A 20,620-nucleotide genomic window follows, 5' to 3' on the forward strand; every position below is an offset into this window, starting at 1 on the left:
ATGGAGTAATCATGAAACGGATTATCATATTTTATGTAATATGCCTATTCATTTGATAACTTATGATACCGATATTAATAGAAAAGAGCGGAATGAAAGAGGAGGGATACAATTGGTAGGGATGAGAATTACCGGTTCATCCGGCATGGATATAGACAGCATGGTCAGCCAGATGATGAAGGTTAAGAGACTGCCTCTTGATAAACTTACCCAGAAGAAACAGACGTTGGAATGGCAGCGCGATGATTATCGGTCCATGAACAAGAGTCTTCTGGATTTTCGAAATTCGCTGTTCAACATGAAGATGCAATCGAGTTATATGGTGAAAAAAGCCTCCTCCAGCGATACGGGAGTTGTAACAGCTACAGGGACGGCCAATTCCGGGGATGGTGCCTATACGATTAGGGTAAAAAGCTTGGCGGAAGCCGCTTCTTTAACCTCTGGAGATGTTGTTTCAACAGGAGCCGGTGATGCAGAGGCTAAGATAATTTCAGCCAACAAGACTTTAAATGTAACCGGAGAAAAAGGTTCAGTATCAATTGAACTGTTACCTGATGATACTATCTCTGCAATAGTAAAAAAAGTAAATGCTCAATCAAGCGCAACAGGCGTCAAAATGAGCTATGATGCTAATTTGGACCGCTTTTTCTTCTCGTCTACTACAACGGGAACAAACGCCAGAATCAAGCTGGACATGGCGGACCCGGCCGATGACACCCTTCAAACCGTCTTTAAACTTCCTTCTACAGCGGTAGACATATCCGGTAAAAATGCCACTGTGGTGTTCAACGGGGTTCAAGGAGAATACGCGTCCAACACCTTCTCCATTAATGGAATCAGCTTCACCGCGAACCGAGTTCAGTCGGATACCGAACTGGATGTCCGGGTCACCATCTCTCAGGATGCTGATGCCGTCATTTCCAATATTAAATCCTTTGTGGAGAAATACAACGAGCTGATCGAAACGGTAAATAAGAAAACCTCTGAAGAACGCTTTAGAGACTTTGCCCCGCTAACCGATGATCAGAGGAAGGAAATGAAGGAAGACGACGTCAAGCGGTGGGAAGAGAAGGCGAAGAGCGGCTTACTGAAAAACGATTCTATCCTAACTTCAGGTCTAAGCAAATTCCGCCTCACTTTAATGGGTAATGTGACTGGACTTCCTGCCAGTGATGTTGCCTCTCTTACAGAGATTGGGATTACGACTGGGAGCTACCAAGAGAACGGTAAACTCTATATCGATGAGACCAAGCTACGGAAGGCGCTCACGGATAATCCAGAACAGGTCATGAACCTATTCACGGCTAACGATAATAATACCACTACTACAAGTGCTGACGGGATTGCTACACGTTTATACGACGAAGTAACGAACCTGATGAGCCGGGTTACAGAGAAGGCGGGCTCGCCAGCAAGTCTTTATGACAAGAGTTTCATTAGCAAGGACATTGAAGGTGTCAAAAAAGACATTTCCAAGCTTACCAGCCGTCTGGCTGATATTGAGAACCGCTACTACCGACAGTTCTCGGCAATGGAAACAGCCATGAACAAAATGAGCGCCCAAAGCTCCTCGCTAATGCAGTACTTCTCCCCACAAGGGTAAAACAAGAGCTTTACCCTATGACACTGATCCTGTGGAGGTTTGCGCATGAATCCAAACATCCCGCGCACGGACGCTGCGACGCCGGTTTCCCTTGAGAAGGAATTTACCGGAAGACCCAGCTCCCAAGAGAACGTTATTTCCAACATAGACGCCATCCGCAATACGAAGGAAATCAAGGAAGCCGAGATCAAGGGCGAGAACGTCCACATCAGTGACGAGCAGCTGATCAAGACGATTGAGAGAGCCCTGAAGGCCGCAGAAGGCCGGATTACGACGCTGGAATTCTCCGTCCACCAGAAAACCCACCAAATCATGGTGAAGGTGCATGACAAAGAGACCGGAGATATTATCCGGGAAGTGCCGGCGGAGAAGACGCTGGATTTTGTATCGAAAATTTGGGAACTAGCCGGACTCATGGTCGATGAACGAAGATAGTGGAGGGATCACCTGATGAATCAATTGCAGCGCAACCAGTACCTGAACAACTCCGTCCAAACCGCCAGCCCCCAGCAGCTCCTGATTCTGCTCTATGACGGCGCCATCCGGTTTAACCGCCTGGGCATTGAAGCCATCAAGCAGAAGAACTACGCGGATGCCAGCACGAACCTGGTGAAGGTGCAGTCCATCATCAGCGAGCTTATCGCCACGTTGGACACGAAGTCCAGCCTTGCTCCTCAGCTTACCAGCCTGTATGAGTATTTCCTCTTCCTTCTTAGAGAAGCCAACGTAAAGAAAGACACCGCGCCAGCTGAGGAAGTGCTGGGCTATCTGATCGATCTGAAGGACACGTGGATGCAGGCGGCGAAAGGCGGCCTCGTTCAGGCGGGACTGCAGCATGGATAAGCATATTTTGGAGCTCGACCGGCTGACGGATGCCATCATGGCGAATCTCGCTTCCTGTGAGTACGAGGAGCTGGAAGCGTTTGTCCACAGGCGGGGAGAGCTGATTTCCCTCCTGCTCCAGAAGAACTATTCGGCCGACCAGCTAACCCTCTATCATCCGATCATCGCGGGGATTCTGGAGAAGGATACGGCCATCCGGGAGCGGATGAGCCGACTGAAGCAGGAGGCCGAGCAGGGCATGGCCAAGCTTACCTCCGCCCGTATGCAGAAGAATGCCTATGAATCGGCTTATGCGAGCGATAGCGTTTTTTTCAATCAGAGAAAATAAAGGACCCTTCTCCTATAAGTCAATGTCGAACCTTCGGCATTGGCTTGTTTTTATGTAAGAAGAAGGGGAGGGACCGTGACTTAAGACCCTGTTAGTCTGTTAGCAACTCCAGCAGCCAACCTGTGGATAATGTGTATAACTTTGTGGATATCCAATGAAAATAAGCTTTCACAGGGAATAAATCCTGTTTAAAAGTTGTTAGTGGATGAATTTTCGGAAAATTACCGCAGTTTATCAACAGGCGGACTTGGGGAGAATTGACATACGCTTACTTGCAGTGTTATAGTCTAGGGGTAATGCCATGTACATAGGATGTACATTTATTTGAAGATGAAGGGAATGTTCCAGATGCAAGGTAAAGTTAAATGGTTCAACGCAGAAAAAGGCTACGGTTTCATCGAGACGGAAGAAGGCGGAGATGTATTCGTACACTTCTCGGCTATCCAAGCAGAAGGCTTCAAATCCCTTGACGAAGGTCAAGAAGTGGAGTTTGACATCGTAGAAGGCGCACGCGGTCCTCAAGCTGCAAACGTTGTAAAACTGTAATTATCGGCTGGAGAGCCGATCTTATAAATAAGCAAACGGCTCCTAAGCAGGAACACCCCGGAACTCGATTCCGGGGTGTTTTTTCTGTGGGGAAGAGGGAGCGAAAAACGCGCTGAAGGAGCAAAACGGGGATAAGCCGCGGTCCTTTGAAATCGCTTACTTCTCTAACTAGCAAGCAGATATCCACAGGCTAAAAAGGCCGCCGGCCAGCTTGACATCAGGCTGTCACGTATGTTTCAGAATTGTGCGAATTTTCTTGTAAATATATTTTGAAGTTGTGGGTATATATACTATAATGAAAGGGAAAGGAGGAGTTATACCATGAACTATACCATTCGAGGTGCAAACATCGAAGTAACCGAAGCGTTGCGAGAGTATGTGCAGAAGAGAATTGGCAGGCTGGAAAGGTATTTTGAAGCTCCCCCGATTGCTGATGTGAATGTAACGTTAAGCGTAACGAAAGCCGGACACAGTGTAGAGGTGACGATCCCCCTTCCGGGCGTTATGTTGAGGGCCGAGGTGAAGGACGGCGACATGTACGCGTCGATCGACCTGGTCACGGAGAAGCTGGAGCGGCAGATCCGTAAGCTGAAGACGAAGGCCAACCGCCGGATCCGGCAGGAAAGCGGCATGAGAAGCTTCAAGGAAGAAGATGAGGTAGCCGCCGCCCTGATGCACGAGGAGGAAGATGACTTCGAGCTCGTCCGCACCAAGCGGTTTAATTTGAAGCCGATGGATGTGGAAGAGGCCATCCTCCAGATGAACATGGTGGGCCACAACTTTTTCGTCTTTGCCAACTCGGGCGATTCCGAGCAGGTGAATGTGGTTTACAAGCGCAATGACGGGACATACGGCTTGATCGAGCCGGCCCGGTAAGCAATCCTGCTCTACTCCATCCATTATACAGACGCCCGGTCCGAAACGGATCGGGTTTTTTAGTGCCGAAAAGACGGCGTTTTACGCAGATTAAGTTGCTACCTCCTCTTGAAACTGCTACAATTTCTCTATACTGCATAAGTCTATGTAAAATAAGAAAGCATACCTTTCTGGATAGATCCTTAGCCTGCTGGACAGGCAGGGCGCGGACCCGGGCGTGAGCCTAAGGTTCGTTTATCCTTGAAGGATTTGGAAAGGGGTCTAACCCATGCTGGGAATCGTCAAAAAGATATTCGGTGACTCGAACGAGCGCGATATCAAACGAATGATGAAAACGGTAGAGCGGATCAACGCGATGGAGGCTGATTTCGAGCCTTTGACGGACGAGCAGTTGAGAGCCAAAACCGATGAATACAAAGAACGCCTGGAGAAGGGCGAAACGCTGGAGGACCTGCTGCCGGAGGCTTTTGCCACGGTAAGGGAAGCGGCCAAGCGGACGCTCGGGATGCGCCACTTCGATGTGCAGCTGATCGGGGGTATGGTGCTTCACGAAGGAAAAATCGCGGAGATGAAAACCGGGGAAGGAAAAACGCTCGTCGGAACGCTTCCCGTGTACCTGAATGCCCTCTCGGGCAAGGGCGTCCACCTGGTTACCGTCAACGACTACTTGGCCACCGTCGGCTGGGAGATGATGGGGAAGGTTTACAACTTCCTCGGGCTTACGGTCGGGCTGAACTTGAACAGCATGGACCATGCCCAGAAGCAGCAGGCTTATGCCTGCGATATCACGTACGGAACGAACAACGAGTTCGGGTTCGATTACCTGCGCGACAACATGGTGCTGTACAAGGAACAAATGGTGCAGCGTCCGCTTCACTATGCCATTGTCGATGAAGTGGACTCCATTCTGGTGGACGAGGCGCGGACTCCGCTCATCATTTCGGGACAAGCCGCCAAGTCGACGGAGCTTTACACGACGGCGGATCGTTTTGTGAACAAGCTGAAGGACGAAGAGGACTACACGATTGACATCAAGCTCCGTTCGGTTAACCTGACGGAAGCCGGGGTAGCCAAGGCGGAGAAGGCTTTCGGGATCGAGAACCTGTTTGATCACGCCAATGTGCTCCTGAACCACCATATTACCCAAGCGCTGAAAGCTCATGCGATCATGCGGCGGGACATCGATTACGTCGTCCAGGAGGACGAAGTGGTGATCGTGGACGAGTTCACCGGGCGTCTGATGACGGGACGCCGGTACAGCGACGGGCTGCATCAGGCGATCGAGGCGAAGGAAGGCCTCACGGTGCAAAACGAGAGCATGACGCTTGCGACGATCACCTTCCAGAACTACTTCCGGATGTACCGCAAGCTGGCCGGGATGACCGGTACGGCGAAGACCGAGGAAGAGGAGTTCAAGAAGATTTACGGGCTCGACGTCGTCGTGGTGCCGACGAACCGGCCGAACATCCGCAAGGACATGCCGGATGTCGTCTATAAATCCGAGGGCAGCAAGTTCCGCGCCACCGTCGAAGAGATCGTGAAGCGGCACCAGGTGAATCAGCCGGTGCTGGTCGGTACGGTGTCGATCGAGAACTCGGAGAAGCTGTCGGATATGCTGAAGAAGAAAGGCATCAAGCACCAGGTGCTGAACGCGAAGTATCACGCCGAGGAAGCGGAGATCGTCTCCCGCGCCGGACAGCCGGGAGCCGTTACCATCGCCACCAACATGGCGGGACGCGGAACGGATATTTTGCTGGGCGAAGGGGTTCCGGAGCTCGGAGGCCTGCATATTATAGGTACGGAGCGGCATGAAAGCCGCCGGATCGATAACCAGCTGCGCGGCCGCGCCGGACGTCAGGGGGACCCGGGGTCTTCCCAGTTCTACCTCTCGCTCGAGGATGATCTCATGAAGCGCTTCGGCGCCGAGAACATCATGGGCATGATGGATCGTCTGGGCTTCGAGGAGGACCAGCCGATCGAGAGCCGCCTCATTACCCGTGCGGTGGAATCCGCCCAGAAGCGGGTGGAGGGCAACAACTTCGACGTGCGGAAGGTCGTTCTCCAGTACGACGACGTCATGAACCAGCAGCGGAACATCATCTACAAGCAGCGGATGGAAGTGCTCGAATCGGGAGACATCCGCGAGATCGTCCTCAACATGATCAACCCGGTGGTCGAGCGTGCGGTGGAAGCCCACTGCCCGGACGACCAAATCCCGGAAGAGTGGGAGCTCGAAGAGCTGGCCGCCTACGCGAACAATACGTTCCTGGAGGAAGGCGCGCTGACGAAGGATACCCTCTGGGGCAAAGAGAAGGAAGAGATCACAGAGTACATCCAGGCCCAGATTCTCGAGAAGTATGAAGCCCGCGAAGAGCAGATCGGACCGGAGAACATGCGCGAGTTCGAGAAGGTGGTCGTACTCCGCGCCGTGGACAGCAAGTGGATGGACCACATCGATGCGATGGATCAGCTCCGCCAGGGGATTCACCTTCGGGCCTACGGCGGTACCGATCCGCTGAGGGAATACCAGTTCGAAGGCTTCGAGATGTTCCAGGAGATGATCAACAGCATCCAGGAGGAAGTCGCCACTTACATCATGAAGGCGCAGGTGGAAGTGAACCTGGAGCGCCAAGCGGTAGCGGAAGGACAGGCCGTCGATCCAAGCGGCGAGCCGGCGGAGAAGCGTCCGGTGAAGCGTGAGGATACGGTGGGCCGCAACGACCTGTGCCCATGCGGAAGCGGCAAGAAGTTCAAGCAGTGCCACGGCAAGTAAGAAAGCGAGCTAAGGCTTGGGAGGAACTATGGGGGTAAACCCCATACCCATCCGGGCCGGCCGACGGAATACAAGAGACGGGGGATGGGCCGAGAGACAACGCGGCGGCATCCCCTTCTCCTATCTTTATTCTCAACCCAATCTATTCATGGAGCGTGAAGCATACGATGGAACCGGAAATTAAGCAGGACCTAAGAGAAGTAGCAGGGCGATTAAATGAACTTAGGGGGTCTCTTTGACTTAGACCTCAAGCTGGAACAAATCGCGGATTACGAAGAGAAGATGTCGGTTCCCGACTTCTGGGACGATAACGATTACGCCCAGAAGATCATCGGTGAGCTGAATGCGATCAAGAGCGTCGTCTCCGACTACGAGGAACTGTCGAAGAACTACGAGGACCTCGAAGTGATGCTGGAGCTGGCCGAAGAGGAAGAAGACGACAGCCTGGTCGAGGAGTTGGTCAACGGAACAGCCGAGCTCGTCAAGAAGCTCGAGGCGTATGAGCTGACGCTGCTGCTAAGCCAACCGTACGACCGGCTGAACGCGATTCTCGAGCTTCATCCGGGTGCGGGCGGCACGGAGTCGCAGGACTGGGCCGAGATGCTGCTTCGGATGTACCGCCGCTGGGCGGAGAAGCGGGGCTTCAAGGTCGAGGTGCTCGATTACCTGCCGGGCGACGAGGCCGGCGTGAAGAGCGTGACGCTTCTCATCAAGGGGCATAACGCCTACGGCTACCTGAAGACGGAGAAAGGCGTGCACCGGCTGGTGCGCATCTCGCCCTTTGACGCGTCGGGCCGCCGCCATACGTCTTTCGTCTCCTGCGACGTCGTGCCGGAGATCGAGGAAGACGCGGATATCGAGATCCGGCCGGAGGACCTCAAGGTCGACACCTACCGGTCCTCGGGAGCAGGCGGCCAGCACATCAACACGACGGACTCGGCCGTGCGGATCACGCACCTTCCGACCGGAATTGTGGTGACGTGCCAGACCGAGCGCTCGCAGATCAAGAACCGCGAGCGGGCGATGACCCACCTGCGCTCGAAGCTGTACGAGAAGAAGATCGAGGAGCAGGAGAAGCACCTGGCCGAGATCCGCGGCGAGCAGTCCGACATTGCGTGGGGCAGCCAGATCCGCTCGTACGTGTTCCATCCGTACAGCATGGTGAAAGACCACCGGACGCTGACGGAGACCGGGAACGTCGGCGCGGTGATGGACGGGGAGATCGATTTCCTGATCGATGCGTACCTGCGCCATCAGATCCACCGCGAGCCGGGAGAAACGGAGTAAGTTAAGTAGGCTTTTACGCTTGCCCCCGTTTTCTTGCCGAGGGGGCGGCGTGCATAGCCCGGTGGGAAGACCGGAGGCCGCGAACGAAAGCGGCGGAGACCTCAGGTGGGCGGCGGACCAGACGAGTCCCGAGTTCGCGCGGATCCGCCAGGAATGGCGAATCGCCGAAGCACGCGTGAGGGAACGGCTCGAGCCGATGATCCGCAATCCTTCCCGGCTTTCGCCGGGCAGGTACCAGCGTCTGGGCGGCAGCAGGGGAGCCGGGCAGGAGGACGCCGGGGGCATTTCCCGTTCCAGGGGAATGCCTTTTTTTGTGCGCCGCGAGGAAAAAAGCGGCAGGCCTAACGCTGGGCGGGGGAAGGTCCCTTCCTCCATGACGGGCCTAACCGATTCCTCTGCGTTCGCTTCTACCCGCTTACGGAAAACCGCCTTCTTTTTTTATCGGTCGAAGGGGGAATTTCGGCACAAATGGCGAAGTAGAAAAGGTAGGCCCAAAATATAAATTGAATTTTTATACTATGGACCGTATAATAATACATATCATTTTTAAGGGACGTTGGTTTCTGTCTTAGAAGGAGGACTCATCCATGACTCAACCCATTCGCGCGGCTATCGTCGGCTCCACCGGTTACGGCGGGGTCGAGCTGATCCGGCTTTTGCTGCAGCATCCCCATGTGGACATTACCTCGGTTATCTCGTCTTCGACGCCGGGGGTGCCGATTGCGAACGGTTTTCCGCATTTGAACGAAATTGTGACCGACACGCTGGACGCGGTAGACGTTCCGCTTATCCGTAGCAAAGCGGATGTCGTCTTCCTGGCGACCCCGGCAGGAGTGGCCGCCAACCTGGCTCCGCAGCTGCTGGAAGCCGGGCTGAAGGTCATCGATATTTCGGGTGACTTCCGTCTGAAGTCCGGGGAAGTGTATGAGAAATGGTATAAACACAAGCCGGCCGCCGATGAATATTTAGCCAAGGCGGTGTATGGACTGGCGGAGGTCTATGGGGAAGAGGTAAAGGGAGTGGACTTCATCTCCAACCCGGGCTGTTACCCGACGGCTACCCTGCTCGGGCTCGTGCCTGCCGTGAAGGCGGGCTGGATTGACCCGGCGACCATTATCATTGATGCGAAGTCCGGAGTATCCGGAGCAGGACGCGGGCTCAGCTTGACCAATCATTTTGCGGAAATCAATGAGAATTTCCTGGCGTACAAAGTGAACAAGCACCAGCATATCCCGGAGATCGAGCAGGTGCTGAGCCGGGAAGCCGGGCAGGAAGTCATCACGACGTTCACAACGCATCTCGTTCCGATGACCCGCGGCATTCAGAGCACGATCTATGCCACGGTCAAGGGGAAGCGTTCCGATGAGGATTTCCTCGAGCTCTACCGGGAGTTCTACAAAGGACGCCCCTTTGTGCGGATCCGTCCGAAAGGCAAGGTTCCAGGCACAAAGGAAGTCTGGGGCTCGAACTACTGCGATATCGGCTTCTCCGTGGATGACCGGACTGGCCGCGTGACGATCGTGTCGGTCATCGACAATGTGGTGAAGGGAGCGGCCGGGCAGGCTGTTCAGAACCTGAACCTGATGATGGGCTGGGACGAAGCGACGGGGCTTGCGTTCACCCCGGTTTACCCTTAATTTGCGAGGATAGGTGGAAGGAAAATGGGAGCTGGATTTCAAGTGGTGGAAGCCGGCGGCGTCACGACGCCAAAAGGCTTCACGGCAGGAGGCCTTCACTGCGGCCTTAAGAAAACAGAGCGCTACGACCTCGGCGCCATCTGGTGCGAGGTGCCGGCCGCGGCGGCTGGCGTGTATACGCTGAATGCGTTCCAGGCGGCGCCCCTTAAGGTGACGCGGGAGAGCATCGGGCAGGAAGGCAAGCTGCAGGCGATGCTCGTGAACAGCGGCAACGCCAACGCGTGCACGGGCCAGCAGGGCGAGGACGACGCGCGGGAGATGCGTTCGGCGATGGCCCGGGCGCTCGGGATCGAGGAGTACCTGGTCGGGGTGACCTCGACCGGCGTCATCGGCGAGCTGCTGCCGATGGAGAAGGTGCGAAGCGGCATCGCCGCCCTTCCGGAACGGCTGAAGGTGGACGGAAGCGAGGACTTCTGCCAGGCGATCCTGACGACCGACCTCGTGCAGAAGATGATCTGCGTCAGCGTGGAGGTAGGCGGGCAGCCCGTTTACATAGCCGGTGCGGCCAAAGGCTCCGGGATGATTCATCCGAACATGGCGACCATGCTCGGATTCATCACTACGGACGCCAACGTAGCGGGCAGCGATCTGCAGGCGCTTTTGAACGGCGTGACCGATTCCACCTTCAACATGATCACCGTGGACGGCGACACGAGCACGAACGACATGGTCGTCGCCATGGCAAGCGGGCTCGCAGCGGGCGGGGAAGCCCTGGCCCCGGGCCACCCGGACTGGGCGGCGTTCGAGGAAGGCTTCCGGCACGTGGGCGAGTATCTCGCGAAGGCGATCGCCCGTGACGGCGAAGGAGCGACGAAGCTGGTCGAGGTGAACGTGGACGGTGCACAGTCCGATAAGGCTGCCCGGGCCATTGCCAAAACGGTGGTCGGCTCCTCCCTGGTGAAGTCCGCCTGCTTCGGAGCCGACGCCAATTGGGGACGGATCATTGCCGCCGTCGGCCGGGCGGGCGAGCCCGTGAATGTGGACACCGTGGATATCCGGCTCGGCGATATATCCGTTCTGGAGCAGTCGCGGCCGGTGAAGTTCGATGAGGACGCGGCGCTCGAGTACCTGCGCGGCGACCTCGTGCAGATCTACGTCAGCTTGAACATGGGGGAAGCGCGCGCTACTGCTTGGGGCTGCGACCTGACCTATGATTATGTCCGCATCAACGCGGCCTACCGGACGTAAGCCTACACAAGAAAGGACCGGACTCATGAGCGATAATTGTTTTGTCATCAAATGCGGCGGGAGCACCCTGGCGGCTCTGCCGGATTCTTTTTATACGGATATGCGAAGCTTGCAGGAAGAAGGCCTTATCCCGGTCATCGTGCACGGGGGCGGGCCGGCGATCTCGGATACGCTGAACAAGCTCGGAATCGAGACGGAATTCGTTGGCGGTCTTCGCAAAACGAACGAAGCCGTGCTGGATGTGGTGGAGATGGTGCTGGCGGGCCGGATCAACAAGGAGATCGTGCGCAAAATTCAGCTTTCCGGAGCAAAAGCGATCGGGCTGTCCGGCGTAGACGGCCACCTCATCCAAGCCCGGCCCGTGGCGAATGCCCACGAGGTCGGGCTGGTCGGCGACGTGACGGACGTGAATGCGGCGCTGATCCAAGGGATCGTGGCCATGGGCTACATGCCGGTCATCGCCCCTATCGGGCTTGGGGCCGACGGCGGACAGAGGTACAACATTAATGCGGATACGGCGGCGGGAGCGGTAGCTTCTCGGCTCGGCGTCGAGCGGATGATTGTCGTTACGGACGTGCCGGGCATCATGAGAACAGTAGATGGCGTCAAAAAAGTATTACCAAGTGTTACGGTGTATGACATTGAAGAAATGATCGGCTCCGGTGAAATTTACGGAGGCATGATCCCGAAGGTCCGGGCGGCGGTCCAATGCATCCAGGGGGATGTAAAGGAAGTCGTTATTGTGGACGGCTCTGTTCCCGAAGTGCTGAGCCAGGTCCTCAAGGGCGGGGAGATCGGTACTCGTATCATCCGCTGATCGTAAGGTAAGGTCAAGCCATTGCCTTGCCTATCACCATAAATCATTCCAAAAAGGAGCGAAGAACCATGGGAGAGCAGCAAAGCGCCTTGTTCCCGACCTATGCCCGGTACCCCATTACGATCGTGAAAGGGGAAGGCAGCCGGCTGTGGGATGACAACGGCAAGGAATATTTGGACTTCATGAGCGGCTTGGCGGTGACGAGCCTGGGCCATGCCCCGAAGGCCATCAAGGAGAAGCTCATCGAGCAGCTGGACCAGCTGTGGCACGTGAGCAATCTGTTTCATATTCCGAATCAGGAAAAGCTGGCGGCTCTCTTGACCGCGAACAGCTGCCTGGACCGGGCGTTCTTCTGCAGCACGGGCGCGGAGGCCAACGAGGCCGCCATTAAAATCGCCCGCCGCTACAACCAGAAAGTGCTCGGCCGTGACCGCCATGAAATCATTACGTTCCACCAGTCGTTCCATGGGCGGACGCTCGCTACTCTAACGGCCACCGGGCAGGATAAGGTGAAGGAAGGCTTCCTTCCGCTGCCTCAAGGGTTCGTGTATGCTCCTTATAACGTTATCGAAGGCTTGGAGTCGTATATCGGCGACAAAACCTGCGCCATCATGCTGGAGATGATTCAGGCCGAGGGCGGCGTCATTACGGCCGACCCGGCTTTCGTTCAGGAAGTGGTGCGCCTGTGCCAGAAATACGACCTGCTTCTGATCGTTGATGAGATCCAGACGGGCATGGGCCGCACCGGCAAGCTGTTTGCCTATGAGCATTACGGTATCGAGCCGGATATCATCACCTTGGCTAAAGCGCTCGGCAGCGGGTTCCCGATCGGTGCCATGCTGGGCAAGGAGAAGCTGGCGGAAGCCTTCTCGGCGGGAAGCCACGGCTCGACGTTCGGGGGAACCCCGATTGCGACGGCAACGGCAATCGCCACCGTGGAGACGATTGTGGGCGAAAAGCTCTCCGAGCGTGCCGCGGAGAAGGGCGAGTACCTTTTCGCGAAGCTGACGGAAGCGCTGAAGGGCAACGATTTCGTGAAGGAAATCCGCGGCAAGGGCCTGATCGTGGGCATTCTATGTGCGGGTCCGGTTGCCGAGCAGATTGCGGACATTCACCGGAACGGCCTGCTCGTCGTTTCCGCTGGGCCGGATGTGATCCGTCTTCTTCCGAATCTACTCGTGAGCGAGGACGAAATCGACCGGGCGGTCGAAACGATCAGCCGGGTGCTGGCCGCCAAAGCTCAGACAGCCGTCTAGCGCCTTTTGCGGCAGCACACCCTTACCTCGACCGTCATTCAAACAAAGAAAGGGGAGATTGACCTCTATGGAAAGCGTAAAGCCATCACTTGATCTGGACTTGAAGGGCCGGGATTTTATCGGCCTGACCGATTACAGCCCGGAAGAAATCCGTTACTTGATCGATCTTGCGATCGATTTGAAGAAGAAGCAGAAGAACGGGGAGGTTTACCAGCCCCTTAAAGGAAAAACGCTCGGGATGATCTTCGAGAAGTCGTCGACCCGGACGCGCGTGTCGTTCGAGGTGGGGATGTACCAGCTCGGCGGCCACGCCTTGTTCCTGAGCCGCAACGACCTGCAGATCGGCCGCGGGGAGCCCATCTCGGATACAGCCCAGGTGCTGTCGAGGTACCTCGACGGAATCATGATCCGCACCTTCGCGCACCGCACCGTGATCGACCTCGCCCGCAGCTCCACCGTGCCGGTCATCAACGGGCTGACGGATTATTCCCATCCGTGCCAGGCACTCGCCGACTATCAGACGGTGCTCGAGCACAAAGGCCGCCTCGAAGGGCTCAAAATCGCCTTCGTGGGCGACGGCAACAACATGGTTCACTCCTTGATGATCGGAGCGGCCAAGCTCGGCATGCACATGGCGGTCGCTTCGCCGCAAGGGTATTTCCCGAGCAACGATGTCATCAAATCGGCCAAGGAGTACTCGGCGCAAACCGGAGGCTCATTTACGCTAACGGAGGACGCGAAGGAAGCGGTGGCCGATGCCGACGTGATCTACACGGACGTATGGGCCAGCATGGGGCAGGAGGAGGAGCAGAAGATCCGGGAGAAGGCTTTTGCCTCTTTCCAGGTGAACGAAGAGCTCGCCGCCTATGCGAAGAAGGATTACCTGTTCCTGCACTGCCTGCCCGCCCACCGCGGAGAGGAAGTGAGCGAGGGCGTCATCGACGGCCCGAACTCCATTATTTTTGACCAGGCCGAGAACCGTCTGCATGCCCAGAAGGCCATCATGGCGGCTTTGATGTAAACATCCCATAATAAGAGATGGAGTGAAGAACCCATGGCAAGAAACAAAATCGTCCTCGCCTACTCGGGAGGCTTGGATACGTCCGTCATTCTGACGTGGCTGAAGGAAACGTATGACGCGGATATCATCACCTTTACGGCGGATATCGGTCAGAAGGACGAGCTGGACGGCCTGGAGGAGAAAGCGTTGAAAACCGGCGCGACCAAGGCTTACATCGATGATCTTCAAGAGGAGTTCGCGCGCGATTTCATCTACCCGATGTTCCAGGCGGGCGCCCTGTACGAGGGCCAGTACCTGCTCGGCACGAGCATAGCCCGTCCGCTGATCGCGAAGCGCATGGTCGAGATCGCCCGTGCGGAAGGCGCGTTCGCCATCGCTCACGGCGCTACGGGCAAGGGCAACGACCAGGTGCGCTTCGAGCTGACTGCGGCGGCGCTCGCTCCCGAGCTCGAAGTGATCGCCCCGTGGCGTCTTGAGGAGTTCCGCGAGGAGTTCCCGGGCCGCGCCGAGATGATCGCCTACGCCGAGAAGCACGGCATCCCGGTCACGGCCTCCGCGGCGAAGCCGTACTCCACGGACCGCAACCTGCTGCACATCTCCTTCGAGAGCGGCATGCTCGAGGATCCTTGGTTCGACCCGAGTGCGGACTCGAACAAGGACATGTACGTACTGAGCGTGGCGCCGGAGGATGCGCCGGACCAGCCGGAGTACCTCGAGCTCGATTTCGAGCAGGGCAACTGCGTCGGCCTGAACGGCAAGCGCATGGAACCGCTGCAGGTGATGGACGCGTTGAACGAGATCGGCGGCAAGCACGGCATCGGCCGGGTGGACATGGTGGAGAACCGGTTCGTCGGCATGAAGAGCCGGGGCGTGTACGAGACCCCGGGAGGCACGATTCTCTTCACCGCCCACCGCAAGATGGAGTCGCTCACCATGGACCGCGAGGTCATGACGCTGCGCGATTCCCTGATCACGCGCTACAGCAACCTGGTGTACAATGGCTTCTGGTTCGCTCCGGAGCGCCTCGCCCTGCAGGCCCTCGTCACCGAAAGCCAGAAGAACGTCACCGGAACGGTTCGTGTGAAGCTGTACAAAGGTAACGTCATCGGCGCCGGCGTGAAGAGCCCGTTCTCGCTCTACAACCCGAACATCGCGACGATGGAAGCCGACCCGACCCAGGCGTACAACCAGGGCGACGCCGCAGGCTTTATCCGCCTGAACGCGCTTCGTCTGAAGGTGGCGTCCGGGGTGGAGCAGAACGCCCAAGTGAAGATCATGCCGTAACGGCACGAATAGAAGCAAGGAAGCGAAGCAAGGCGCGGGCGGGCTTTTCGGCTGACCAGTCGGGAGGCCCTCCGGCGTTTTTGTGCGAATAAGGGAAGGAGCGAGAATCGAGTGTCTAAACTTTGGGGTGGACGTTTTACGAAGCAAACCGATCAGCTGGTGGAGGAGTATACCGCCTCGATCCTGTTCGACAAAGAGCTCGCCGAAGAGGATATCCAAGGAAGCCTGGCTCATGTCACCATGCTCGGCAAATGCGGCATTCTGCCGGCGGAGGACGTCGAGAAGATCAAGGACGGCCTCTTGAAGGTACAGGGCATCATCCGCCGCGGGGAAATGGAATTCTCCGTCAGCAACGAAGATATTCATATGAATATCGAGAAAGCGCTGCTGGATGAGATCGGTCCGGTCGGAGGCAAGCTCCATACGGGACGCAGCCGCAACGACCAGGTGGCGACGGACATGCACCTCTACCTGCGCAAGCGGGTCGTGGAGTTCGTCGGCTTCCTGCAGAAGCTTCAGGAAGCGCTGCTGACGCAGGCGGCGAACAACCTCGACACGATCGTGCCGGGCTACACGCACCTGCAGCGGGCGCAGCCGATTCTGTTCGCCCACCACCTGATGGCGTACGTCTCCATGTTCCAGCGCGACATCGAGCGCCTGCAGGACAGCTACAAGCGCATCAACGTGCTGCCGCTCGGCGCCGGAGCGCTGGCCGGTACCACCTTCCCGATCGACCGCCATTTTGTGGCGGAGCAGCTCGGGTTCGACCGGCCGTACGAGAACAGCCTTGACGCGGTCAGCGACCGGGACTTCATCCTGGAGTTCCTCTCGAACGCCTCGATGATCATGATGCACCTGTCGCGCTTCTGCGAGGAGCTGGTGCTCTGGTCGAGCACGGAGTTCACCTTCGTCGAGCTCGACGACGCCTTCTGCACGGGAAGCAGCATCATGCCTCAGAAGAAGAACCCCGATGTGGCGGAGCTTGTCCGCGGCAAGACGGGGCGGGTCTACGGCAACCTGATGGGGCTCCTGACGGTGCTGAAGTCGCTTCCGCTGGCCTACAACAAGGACATGCAGGAAGACAAGGAAGGCATGTTCGACACCGTGAAGACGCTGCAGGGCGCCCTTCAGCTGTTCGCCCCGATGGTGGCGACCATGAAGGTGAACAAGGAGCGGATGCGTCAGGCGGTGAACCAGGATTTCTCCAACGCCACCGACATCGCCGACTACCTTGTGAACAAGGGACTGCCGTTCCGCCAGGCACACGAGGTCATCGGCAAAACGGTGCTGTACTGCATCCAGAACGGCAAGTACCTGCTCGACCTGAGCCTTGAGGAGTTCCGCCAGTTCTCCGAACTGTTCGGGGACGACATCTATGCCGTGCTCCAGCCGGAGCAGGTCGTGAACGCCCGTAACGTCTACGGCGGAACGAATGCCGGCCAAGTTCAGGGAGCCATTGACCGGGCCCACGGGGAGCTGGAGAAAACGTCCGCTTGGGTCGAAGAATATTTACAGAAGAGCAAGTAGGGACGAACAAAAACCCTTCCCAGGCAACAAGCGGGGAAGGGTTTGCTATTTTCAGACATTTTTCACGTGGAACAAATGACTGAACGGATCTGTTCCACGCCGACGGCAAGACACCAGGCAAGCCCGAAGTCCCGCTCCAGGCCCGGCCGGCCGCTTCCAGCACCTTATTCCCAAATCCAGTTCTGCTTTCCTTGCGATTCTCATGCGCCTACAGAGGCTTTCCCGCCAAACAAGTGACCGCATAAGCCATTAGCGCCCCGTCGTCAACGTGATGCTTCCGGTGCTGCTTTCAGCCTTTACCAACGGGCCGCTTCCACCTGTGCTGCGAAGCTCGTGCTTATCCCGTACGGCGTAAGTCAGACCTGGCACGTCGGCGGATACCCGCCCCGTATCGGTGCGGAAATCGACGCGGACGTCACCGCTTTGTGCCGCTTGAATCCGGATGCTTCCCGTATCCGTCTCCGCTTGGACGGGCTGGAGCAGCTGCGGAACCGTCACCTCGATGCTTCCGGTACTGCTCTCCACCTTCAGAGCCCCCTCGATTTGGGTAAGGCGGATGCTTCCGGTATCGGTCGCAGCCGTGACACCGCCGCCGCGGATGTCAGACAAGGTGAGGCTTCCCGTTGAGCTCTCCGCCGACAGCTGGCCGGCATCGGCGTTCTTCAGCGCAATGGCTCCCGTATCTGTCTCCAGGGAGAGGCTTTTGGCCTGAAGGCCTTCGGCCGTCAGACGGCCGGTGTTGGTCCGGAAGGAAACGGAATCGTACAGCTTGGCGGGCACCGCGACCTCCAGACGGGCGGCTTCCCTTGTCCCGGAAGCGAGGAGGGTCAGAAGCTGGTTAATGTCGATGCCGATCTGGAACTTCTTCTGCGTACGGACCGAAACGGACAAGGCATTACCGCTCAACTCGCCTTCCGTTTGCAATTCCTTCTTGTCGGAGGAGCTGATCCGGCCGTAGTAGCGGACGCGGAACTGGTTATCCGGAGACGGGGTAACGGTGATGTCGGAAATATCCGTCGTCACGGAGACCCGCTGGACGTCAGCGGAATCGAACGTTTTCTCCCAATTGACTTCTTCCATGGACCCGACGGTCCGGCTGTTCATTAACGTATAGCCTACTCCGGCGGTCCCCGCCAGGAAGGAGAGAAGGGCAAGCCCTGCGATGAATTTGGTTCCCCATTTCATGATCATTTCCCCCTAATGAGCCGGATGTTGAGGGTGAAGTACTTCTTGACGGCCCAAACGTACGCCCGGACGACACGGATCAGTGCAAGGCAGAGAAGGACGCCGAGCCCCCCGAGCATCAGGCTTCCGAAGATCTCCAGCTGAAGCGCAGGCAGACTGTCCGGAATCCCCGACCCCATCACGATCCAAAGCGGGCTGGTGGCAAGGACGAGAGACACGATGCAGAAGGCGAACAAGACGGCGCTGACCGCAGCAAACGGGCCCAGCACGAACACCAGATTGAAGAAGGAGAGGGCGATTAGAGCGACGGTTCCCCGAATGCCCGCTTGCCAGGCCGGATCGCCGCCTCCGGAGGAGGGCTGGCGGTAGCTGGGAAAAGTCTCCTTCCCCCGGGTGGAAGGATATGTCTGGACGGGCAGGGTGGGTTCCGTAGTATAATGAGGGCCGTGTCCCAAAGACCGGGCGATCTCCTGCTCGCTTTTGCCATTCTCCGCCGCTTTCACGAACAAGTCCTCGTATATCGCCATGATGTTCCGCCGTTCCGATTCGGGCAACCCCCGCAATTTCTCCTCCAGGTTATGGAAAAATTCCGCCTTGGTCATTCGATCCCCTTCTTTCTTGCAGCTGTTACCCTAAAGATACTCCAATAAAGTCATAAGCACATAGTCACCGCAGTCATGTGACGGTCATAACGTTGCTTTTGTAAACATTGTGTGAATAGCGCGAAAATTAGCGGGAGCCTGAGAGGAATTTTAAAGGATTTGTCGAAGTTTAATAGGCTATCTAAAACAGGATGTGATATGATGATAGAAATGCAGGACGTTTGGAAAACTTATCCTAACGGGCACGAAGCCATCCGCGGCATCAGCCTGAGGGTTAACCCTAACGAGTTTGTCTATGTCGTCGGCCCGTCCGGCGCCGGTAAATCTACTTTTATGAAAATGATATACAGGGAAGAGAAGCCGACGAAGGGAACGATTTTTGTCAACGGGTTCAACTTGGCCAAGCTCAAGCCCCGCAAAATTCCCTACGTCAGGAGAAACATCGGGGTTATCTTCCAAGATTACCGGCTCCTTCCCAAAATGACGGTGACGGAGAATGTCGCTTTTGCCATGGAAGTGATCGAAGCGCCGAAGAAGCTCATCAAGAAACGCACCCAAGAGGTACTGGAGCTCGTCAAGCTGCAGGACAAAGCGGTAGCGCTTCCGACCCAGCTTTCCGGCGGGGAGCAGCAGCGCGTGGCTATTGCCCGGGCAATAGTCAACAATCCTTCCGTCATTATCGCCGATGAACCGACAGGAAATCTTGATCCTGAAACATCTTGGGGAATCATGAAGCTGCTGGAGGAAATCAATTTCAGGGGAACGACCATTATTATGGCGACTCATAACAAAGAAATCGTGAATACCCTCCGCCGCCGGGTGATTGCCATTGAGAAGGGCGAAATTGCGCGCGATGAGGTGAGAGGGGAATACGGGTATGAAGATTAGCACATTGTCCCGCCATTTGCGAGAAGGCGGCAAGAATGTAATCCGGAACGGCTGGATGACCTTCGCTTCGGTCAGTTCCATTTCCATATCGCTCTTTATCTTGGGATTGTTCATGATCCTGTCGATTAATGTAAGCTATCTGTCGCAGCAAATGGAAAGCAAAGTGGAAATCCGGGTGTTTCTCGACTCGGCGGTTTCCCAGGAAACGAGAAGCTCTTTGCAAAGCACCATTCAGGCTATGCCGGAAGTGGACAAGCTGACGTACATCTCGAAAGAAGAAGGCTTAAAGACCTTGAAGAAGCAGCTGGGCGACAGCCTGGAAGGTCTTGACGGAGAAAACAATCCGCTGATGGACTCCTTTACCGTGGAAGTGAAGGATCCGCAATCCATATCGGGTACGGCGGACCAAATAAATGCTTTGAACGAGGGCAAGAACCCGAAGCCGATCATCAAGGTCGACTACGGCCGGGATACCGTTGAGAAACTCTTCAAGTTCACCTCGGTTGTCCGCACGATAGGCCTGGTTCTGGTAGGCTGTCTTTCGCTTACCGCCATGTTCCTTATTTCCAACACGATCAAGCTGACGATTTTGGCCCGTAACCGGGAAATCAAGATCATGAAGCTGGTCGGTGCCACGAATGGATTTATACGCTGGCCGTTTTTTATAGAAGGAGCGCTGCTCGGCTTTACCGGTGCTGCCATTCCCGTCCTCCTGCTGACGTGGGGCTATTGGGAAGTCATTCATTCCGGCAGCGTGGATTTGAGCATGTTTATGCTTCAGCTGAAGCCGTTCTCTCAAGTCGCTTATTGGGTAATCGGTCTTCTTATGGGGATCGGATTGGTCATTGGAGTATGGGGAAGCACGTTGTCCGTACGCAAATTTTTGAAGGTTTAGGAGG

At 56.4% G+C, this 20,620-nt stretch carries 20 protein-coding genes; 18 read left to right on the top strand and 2 right to left on the bottom strand.

Annotation, left to right across the window (positions count from 1 at the left end; genetic code table 11):
* Nucleotides 1-40: 40 nt before the first annotated feature.
* From MJA45_RS00555 to argH, 16 genes are all read left to right on the top strand, one after another.
* The gene (locus tag MJA45_RS00555; protein WP_315605381.1) at nucleotides 41-1,603 is read left to right on the top strand and encodes a flagellar hook-associated protein 2; all 1,563 of its coding nucleotides are present in this window, start codon (nucleotides 41-43) and stop codon (nucleotides 1,601-1,603) included.
* Between the two features lie 45 nt (nucleotides 1,604-1,648).
* Nucleotides 1,649-2,038: a flagellar protein FlaG gene (locus tag MJA45_RS00560; RefSeq protein ID WP_315605382.1), complete on the top strand. Its 390-nt coding sequence runs from the start codon at nucleotides 1,649-1,651 to the stop codon at nucleotides 2,036-2,038.
* Between the two features lie 15 nt (nucleotides 2,039-2,053).
* Nucleotides 2,054-2,446 (top strand): flagellar export chaperone FliS, encoded by a 393-nt coding sequence (gene fliS, locus MJA45_RS00565; protein WP_315605383.1) that lies wholly within the window; start codon nucleotides 2,054-2,056, stop codon nucleotides 2,444-2,446.
* Nucleotides 2,439-2,774 (top strand): flagellar protein FliT, encoded by a 336-nt coding sequence (locus MJA45_RS00570; RefSeq protein ID WP_315605384.1) that lies wholly within the window; start codon nucleotides 2,439-2,441, stop codon nucleotides 2,772-2,774. Before fliS ends, MJA45_RS00570 begins: the two co-directional genes overlap by 8 nt.
* A 348-nt stretch (nucleotides 2,775-3,122) precedes the next feature.
* On the top strand, nucleotides 3,123-3,320 hold the full coding sequence (locus tag MJA45_RS00575; RefSeq protein ID WP_315607911.1) for a cold shock domain-containing protein: 198 nt from the start codon (nucleotides 3,123-3,125) through the stop codon (nucleotides 3,318-3,320).
* A 321-nt stretch (nucleotides 3,321-3,641) separates the two neighbouring features.
* Nucleotides 3,642-4,196 (top strand): ribosome hibernation-promoting factor, HPF/YfiA family, encoded by a 555-nt coding sequence (gene hpf, locus MJA45_RS00580; RefSeq protein WP_315605385.1) that lies wholly within the window; start codon nucleotides 3,642-3,644, stop codon nucleotides 4,194-4,196.
* A gap of 268 nt (nucleotides 4,197-4,464) precedes the next feature.
* On the top strand, nucleotides 4,465-6,969 hold the full coding sequence (secA, locus tag MJA45_RS00585; RefSeq protein WP_315605386.1) for a preprotein translocase subunit SecA: 2,505 nt from the start codon (nucleotides 4,465-4,467) through the stop codon (nucleotides 6,967-6,969).
* A 167-nt stretch (nucleotides 6,970-7,136) separates the two neighbouring features.
* Nucleotides 7,137-8,256 (top strand): peptide chain release factor 2 gene (gene prfB, locus MJA45_RS00590; protein ID WP_315605387.1). Its coding sequence is split into 2 segments (ribosomal slippage): nucleotides 7,137-7,205 and nucleotides 7,207-8,256, totalling 1,119 coding nucleotides; the frame shifts between segments, so codons are not numbered across the junction.
* A 49-nt stretch (nucleotides 8,257-8,305) separates the two neighbouring features.
* A complete protein-coding gene (locus MJA45_RS00595) occupies nucleotides 8,306-8,758 on the top strand; it encodes a hypothetical protein (RefSeq protein ID WP_315605388.1) in 453 nt (150 codons plus the stop codon).
* Nucleotides 8,759-8,843: 85 nt separating this feature from the next.
* Nucleotides 8,844-9,893, top strand: a complete 1,050-nt coding sequence (gene argC / locus MJA45_RS00600) for an N-acetyl-gamma-glutamyl-phosphate reductase (RefSeq protein ID WP_315605389.1) — start codon at nucleotides 8,844-8,846, stop codon at nucleotides 9,891-9,893.
* A 24-nt stretch (nucleotides 9,894-9,917) separates the two neighbouring features.
* Nucleotides 9,918-11,141, top strand: coding sequence for a bifunctional glutamate N-acetyltransferase/amino-acid acetyltransferase ArgJ (gene argJ / locus MJA45_RS00605; protein WP_315605390.1), 1,224 nt, complete (start codon nucleotides 9,918-9,920; stop codon nucleotides 11,139-11,141).
* Nucleotides 11,142-11,166: 25 nt separating this feature from the next.
* Nucleotides 11,167-11,958: an acetylglutamate kinase gene (argB, locus tag MJA45_RS00610; protein ID WP_315605391.1), complete on the top strand. Its 792-nt coding sequence runs from the start codon at nucleotides 11,167-11,169 to the stop codon at nucleotides 11,956-11,958.
* 68 nt (nucleotides 11,959-12,026) lie between these two features.
* Nucleotides 12,027-13,214, top strand: coding sequence for an acetylornithine transaminase (locus MJA45_RS00615; RefSeq protein ID WP_315605392.1), 1,188 nt, complete (start codon nucleotides 12,027-12,029; stop codon nucleotides 13,212-13,214).
* A gap of 67 nt (nucleotides 13,215-13,281) precedes the next feature.
* Nucleotides 13,282-14,235, top strand: a complete 954-nt coding sequence (argF, locus tag MJA45_RS00620) for an ornithine carbamoyltransferase (protein ID WP_315605393.1) — start codon at nucleotides 13,282-13,284, stop codon at nucleotides 14,233-14,235.
* 33 nt (nucleotides 14,236-14,268) lie between these two features.
* Complete coding sequence (locus MJA45_RS00625) at nucleotides 14,269-15,519, top strand: argininosuccinate synthase (protein ID WP_315605394.1); 1,251 nt, start codon at nucleotides 14,269-14,271, stop codon at nucleotides 15,517-15,519.
* Between the two features lie 111 nt (nucleotides 15,520-15,630).
* Complete coding sequence (argH, locus tag MJA45_RS00630; protein ID WP_315605395.1) at nucleotides 15,631-17,046, top strand: argininosuccinate lyase; 1,416 nt, start codon at nucleotides 15,631-15,633, stop codon at nucleotides 17,044-17,046.
* Nucleotides 17,047-17,295: 249 nt separating this feature from the next.
* Here the strand turns inward: argH and MJA45_RS00635 are convergent, their stop codons facing one another.
* Both MJA45_RS00635 and MJA45_RS00640 read right to left on the bottom strand, forming a co-directional pair.
* Nucleotides 17,296-18,231 carry a DUF4097 family beta strand repeat-containing protein gene (locus MJA45_RS00635; RefSeq protein ID WP_315605396.1) on the bottom strand — a complete coding sequence of 312 codons (936 nt, stop codon included), beginning with the start codon at nucleotides 18,229-18,231 and terminating at the stop codon, nucleotides 17,296-17,298.
* Between the two features lie 2 nt (nucleotides 18,232-18,233).
* Nucleotides 18,234-18,833: a DUF1700 domain-containing protein gene (locus tag MJA45_RS00640; protein WP_315605397.1), complete on the bottom strand. Its 600-nt coding sequence runs from the start codon at nucleotides 18,831-18,833 to the stop codon at nucleotides 18,234-18,236.
* Nucleotides 18,834-19,034: 201 nt separating this feature from the next.
* Here MJA45_RS00640 and ftsE point away from each other — a divergent pair, with 201 nt between their 5' ends.
* Together ftsE and ftsX are read left to right on the top strand one after the other, a co-directional pair.
* Nucleotides 19,035-19,721: a cell division ATP-binding protein FtsE gene (gene ftsE / locus MJA45_RS00645; RefSeq protein ID WP_315605398.1), complete on the top strand. Its 687-nt coding sequence runs from the start codon at nucleotides 19,035-19,037 to the stop codon at nucleotides 19,719-19,721.
* A complete protein-coding gene (gene ftsX / locus MJA45_RS00650; RefSeq protein ID WP_315605399.1) occupies nucleotides 19,711-20,616 on the top strand; it encodes a permease-like cell division protein FtsX in 906 nt (301 codons plus the stop codon). Before ftsE ends, ftsX begins: the two co-directional genes overlap by 11 nt.
* Nucleotides 20,617-20,620 lie beyond the last annotated feature (4 nt).

Source organism: Paenibacillus aurantius, assembly GCF_032268605.1.
Classification (GTDB): Bacteria; Bacillota; Bacilli; order Paenibacillales; family NBRC-103111; genus Paenibacillus_AO; species Paenibacillus_AO aurantius.

Coding starts and splice junctions, on each gene's coding strand:
- argF (WP_315605393.1), top strand. CDS start 13,282: ATGGAAAGCGTAAAGCCATCACTTGATCTGGACTTGAAGGGCCGGGAT.
- ftsE (WP_315605398.1), top strand. CDS start 19,035: ATGATAGAAATGCAGGACGTTTGGAAAACTTATCCTAACGGGCACGAA.
- MJA45_RS00575 (WP_315607911.1), top strand. CDS start 3,123: ATGCAAGGTAAAGTTAAATGGTTCAACGCAGAAAAAGGCTACGGTTTC.
- argJ (WP_315605390.1), top strand. CDS start 9,918: ATGGGAGCTGGATTTCAAGTGGTGGAAGCCGGCGGCGTCACGACGCCA.
- hpf (WP_315605385.1), top strand. CDS start 3,642: ATGAACTATACCATTCGAGGTGCAAACATCGAAGTAACCGAAGCGTTG.
- MJA45_RS00560 (WP_315605382.1), top strand. CDS start 1,649: ATGAATCCAAACATCCCGCGCACGGACGCTGCGACGCCGGTTTCCCTT.
- MJA45_RS00570 (WP_315605384.1), top strand. CDS start 2,439: ATGGATAAGCATATTTTGGAGCTCGACCGGCTGACGGATGCCATCATG.
- secA (WP_315605386.1), top strand. CDS start 4,465: ATGCTGGGAATCGTCAAAAAGATATTCGGTGACTCGAACGAGCGCGAT.
- MJA45_RS00555 (WP_315605381.1), top strand. CDS start 41: ATGCCTATTCATTTGATAACTTATGATACCGATATTAATAGAAAAGAG.
- fliS (WP_315605383.1), top strand. CDS start 2,054: ATGAATCAATTGCAGCGCAACCAGTACCTGAACAACTCCGTCCAAACC.
- MJA45_RS00615 (WP_315605392.1), top strand. CDS start 12,027: ATGGGAGAGCAGCAAAGCGCCTTGTTCCCGACCTATGCCCGGTACCCC.
- MJA45_RS00635 (WP_315605396.1), bottom strand. CDS start 18,231: ATGAAATGGGGAACCAAATTCATCGCAGGGCTTGCCCTTCTCTCCTTC.
- MJA45_RS00640 (WP_315605397.1), bottom strand. CDS start 18,833: ATGACCAAGGCGGAATTTTTCCATAACCTGGAGGAGAAATTGCGGGGG.
- argB (WP_315605391.1), top strand. CDS start 11,167: ATGAGCGATAATTGTTTTGTCATCAAATGCGGCGGGAGCACCCTGGCG.
- ftsX (WP_315605399.1), top strand. CDS start 19,711: ATGAAGATTAGCACATTGTCCCGCCATTTGCGAGAAGGCGGCAAGAAT.
- MJA45_RS00625 (WP_315605394.1), top strand. CDS start 14,269: ATGGCAAGAAACAAAATCGTCCTCGCCTACTCGGGAGGCTTGGATACG.
- argC (WP_315605389.1), top strand. CDS start 8,844: ATGACTCAACCCATTCGCGCGGCTATCGTCGGCTCCACCGGTTACGGC.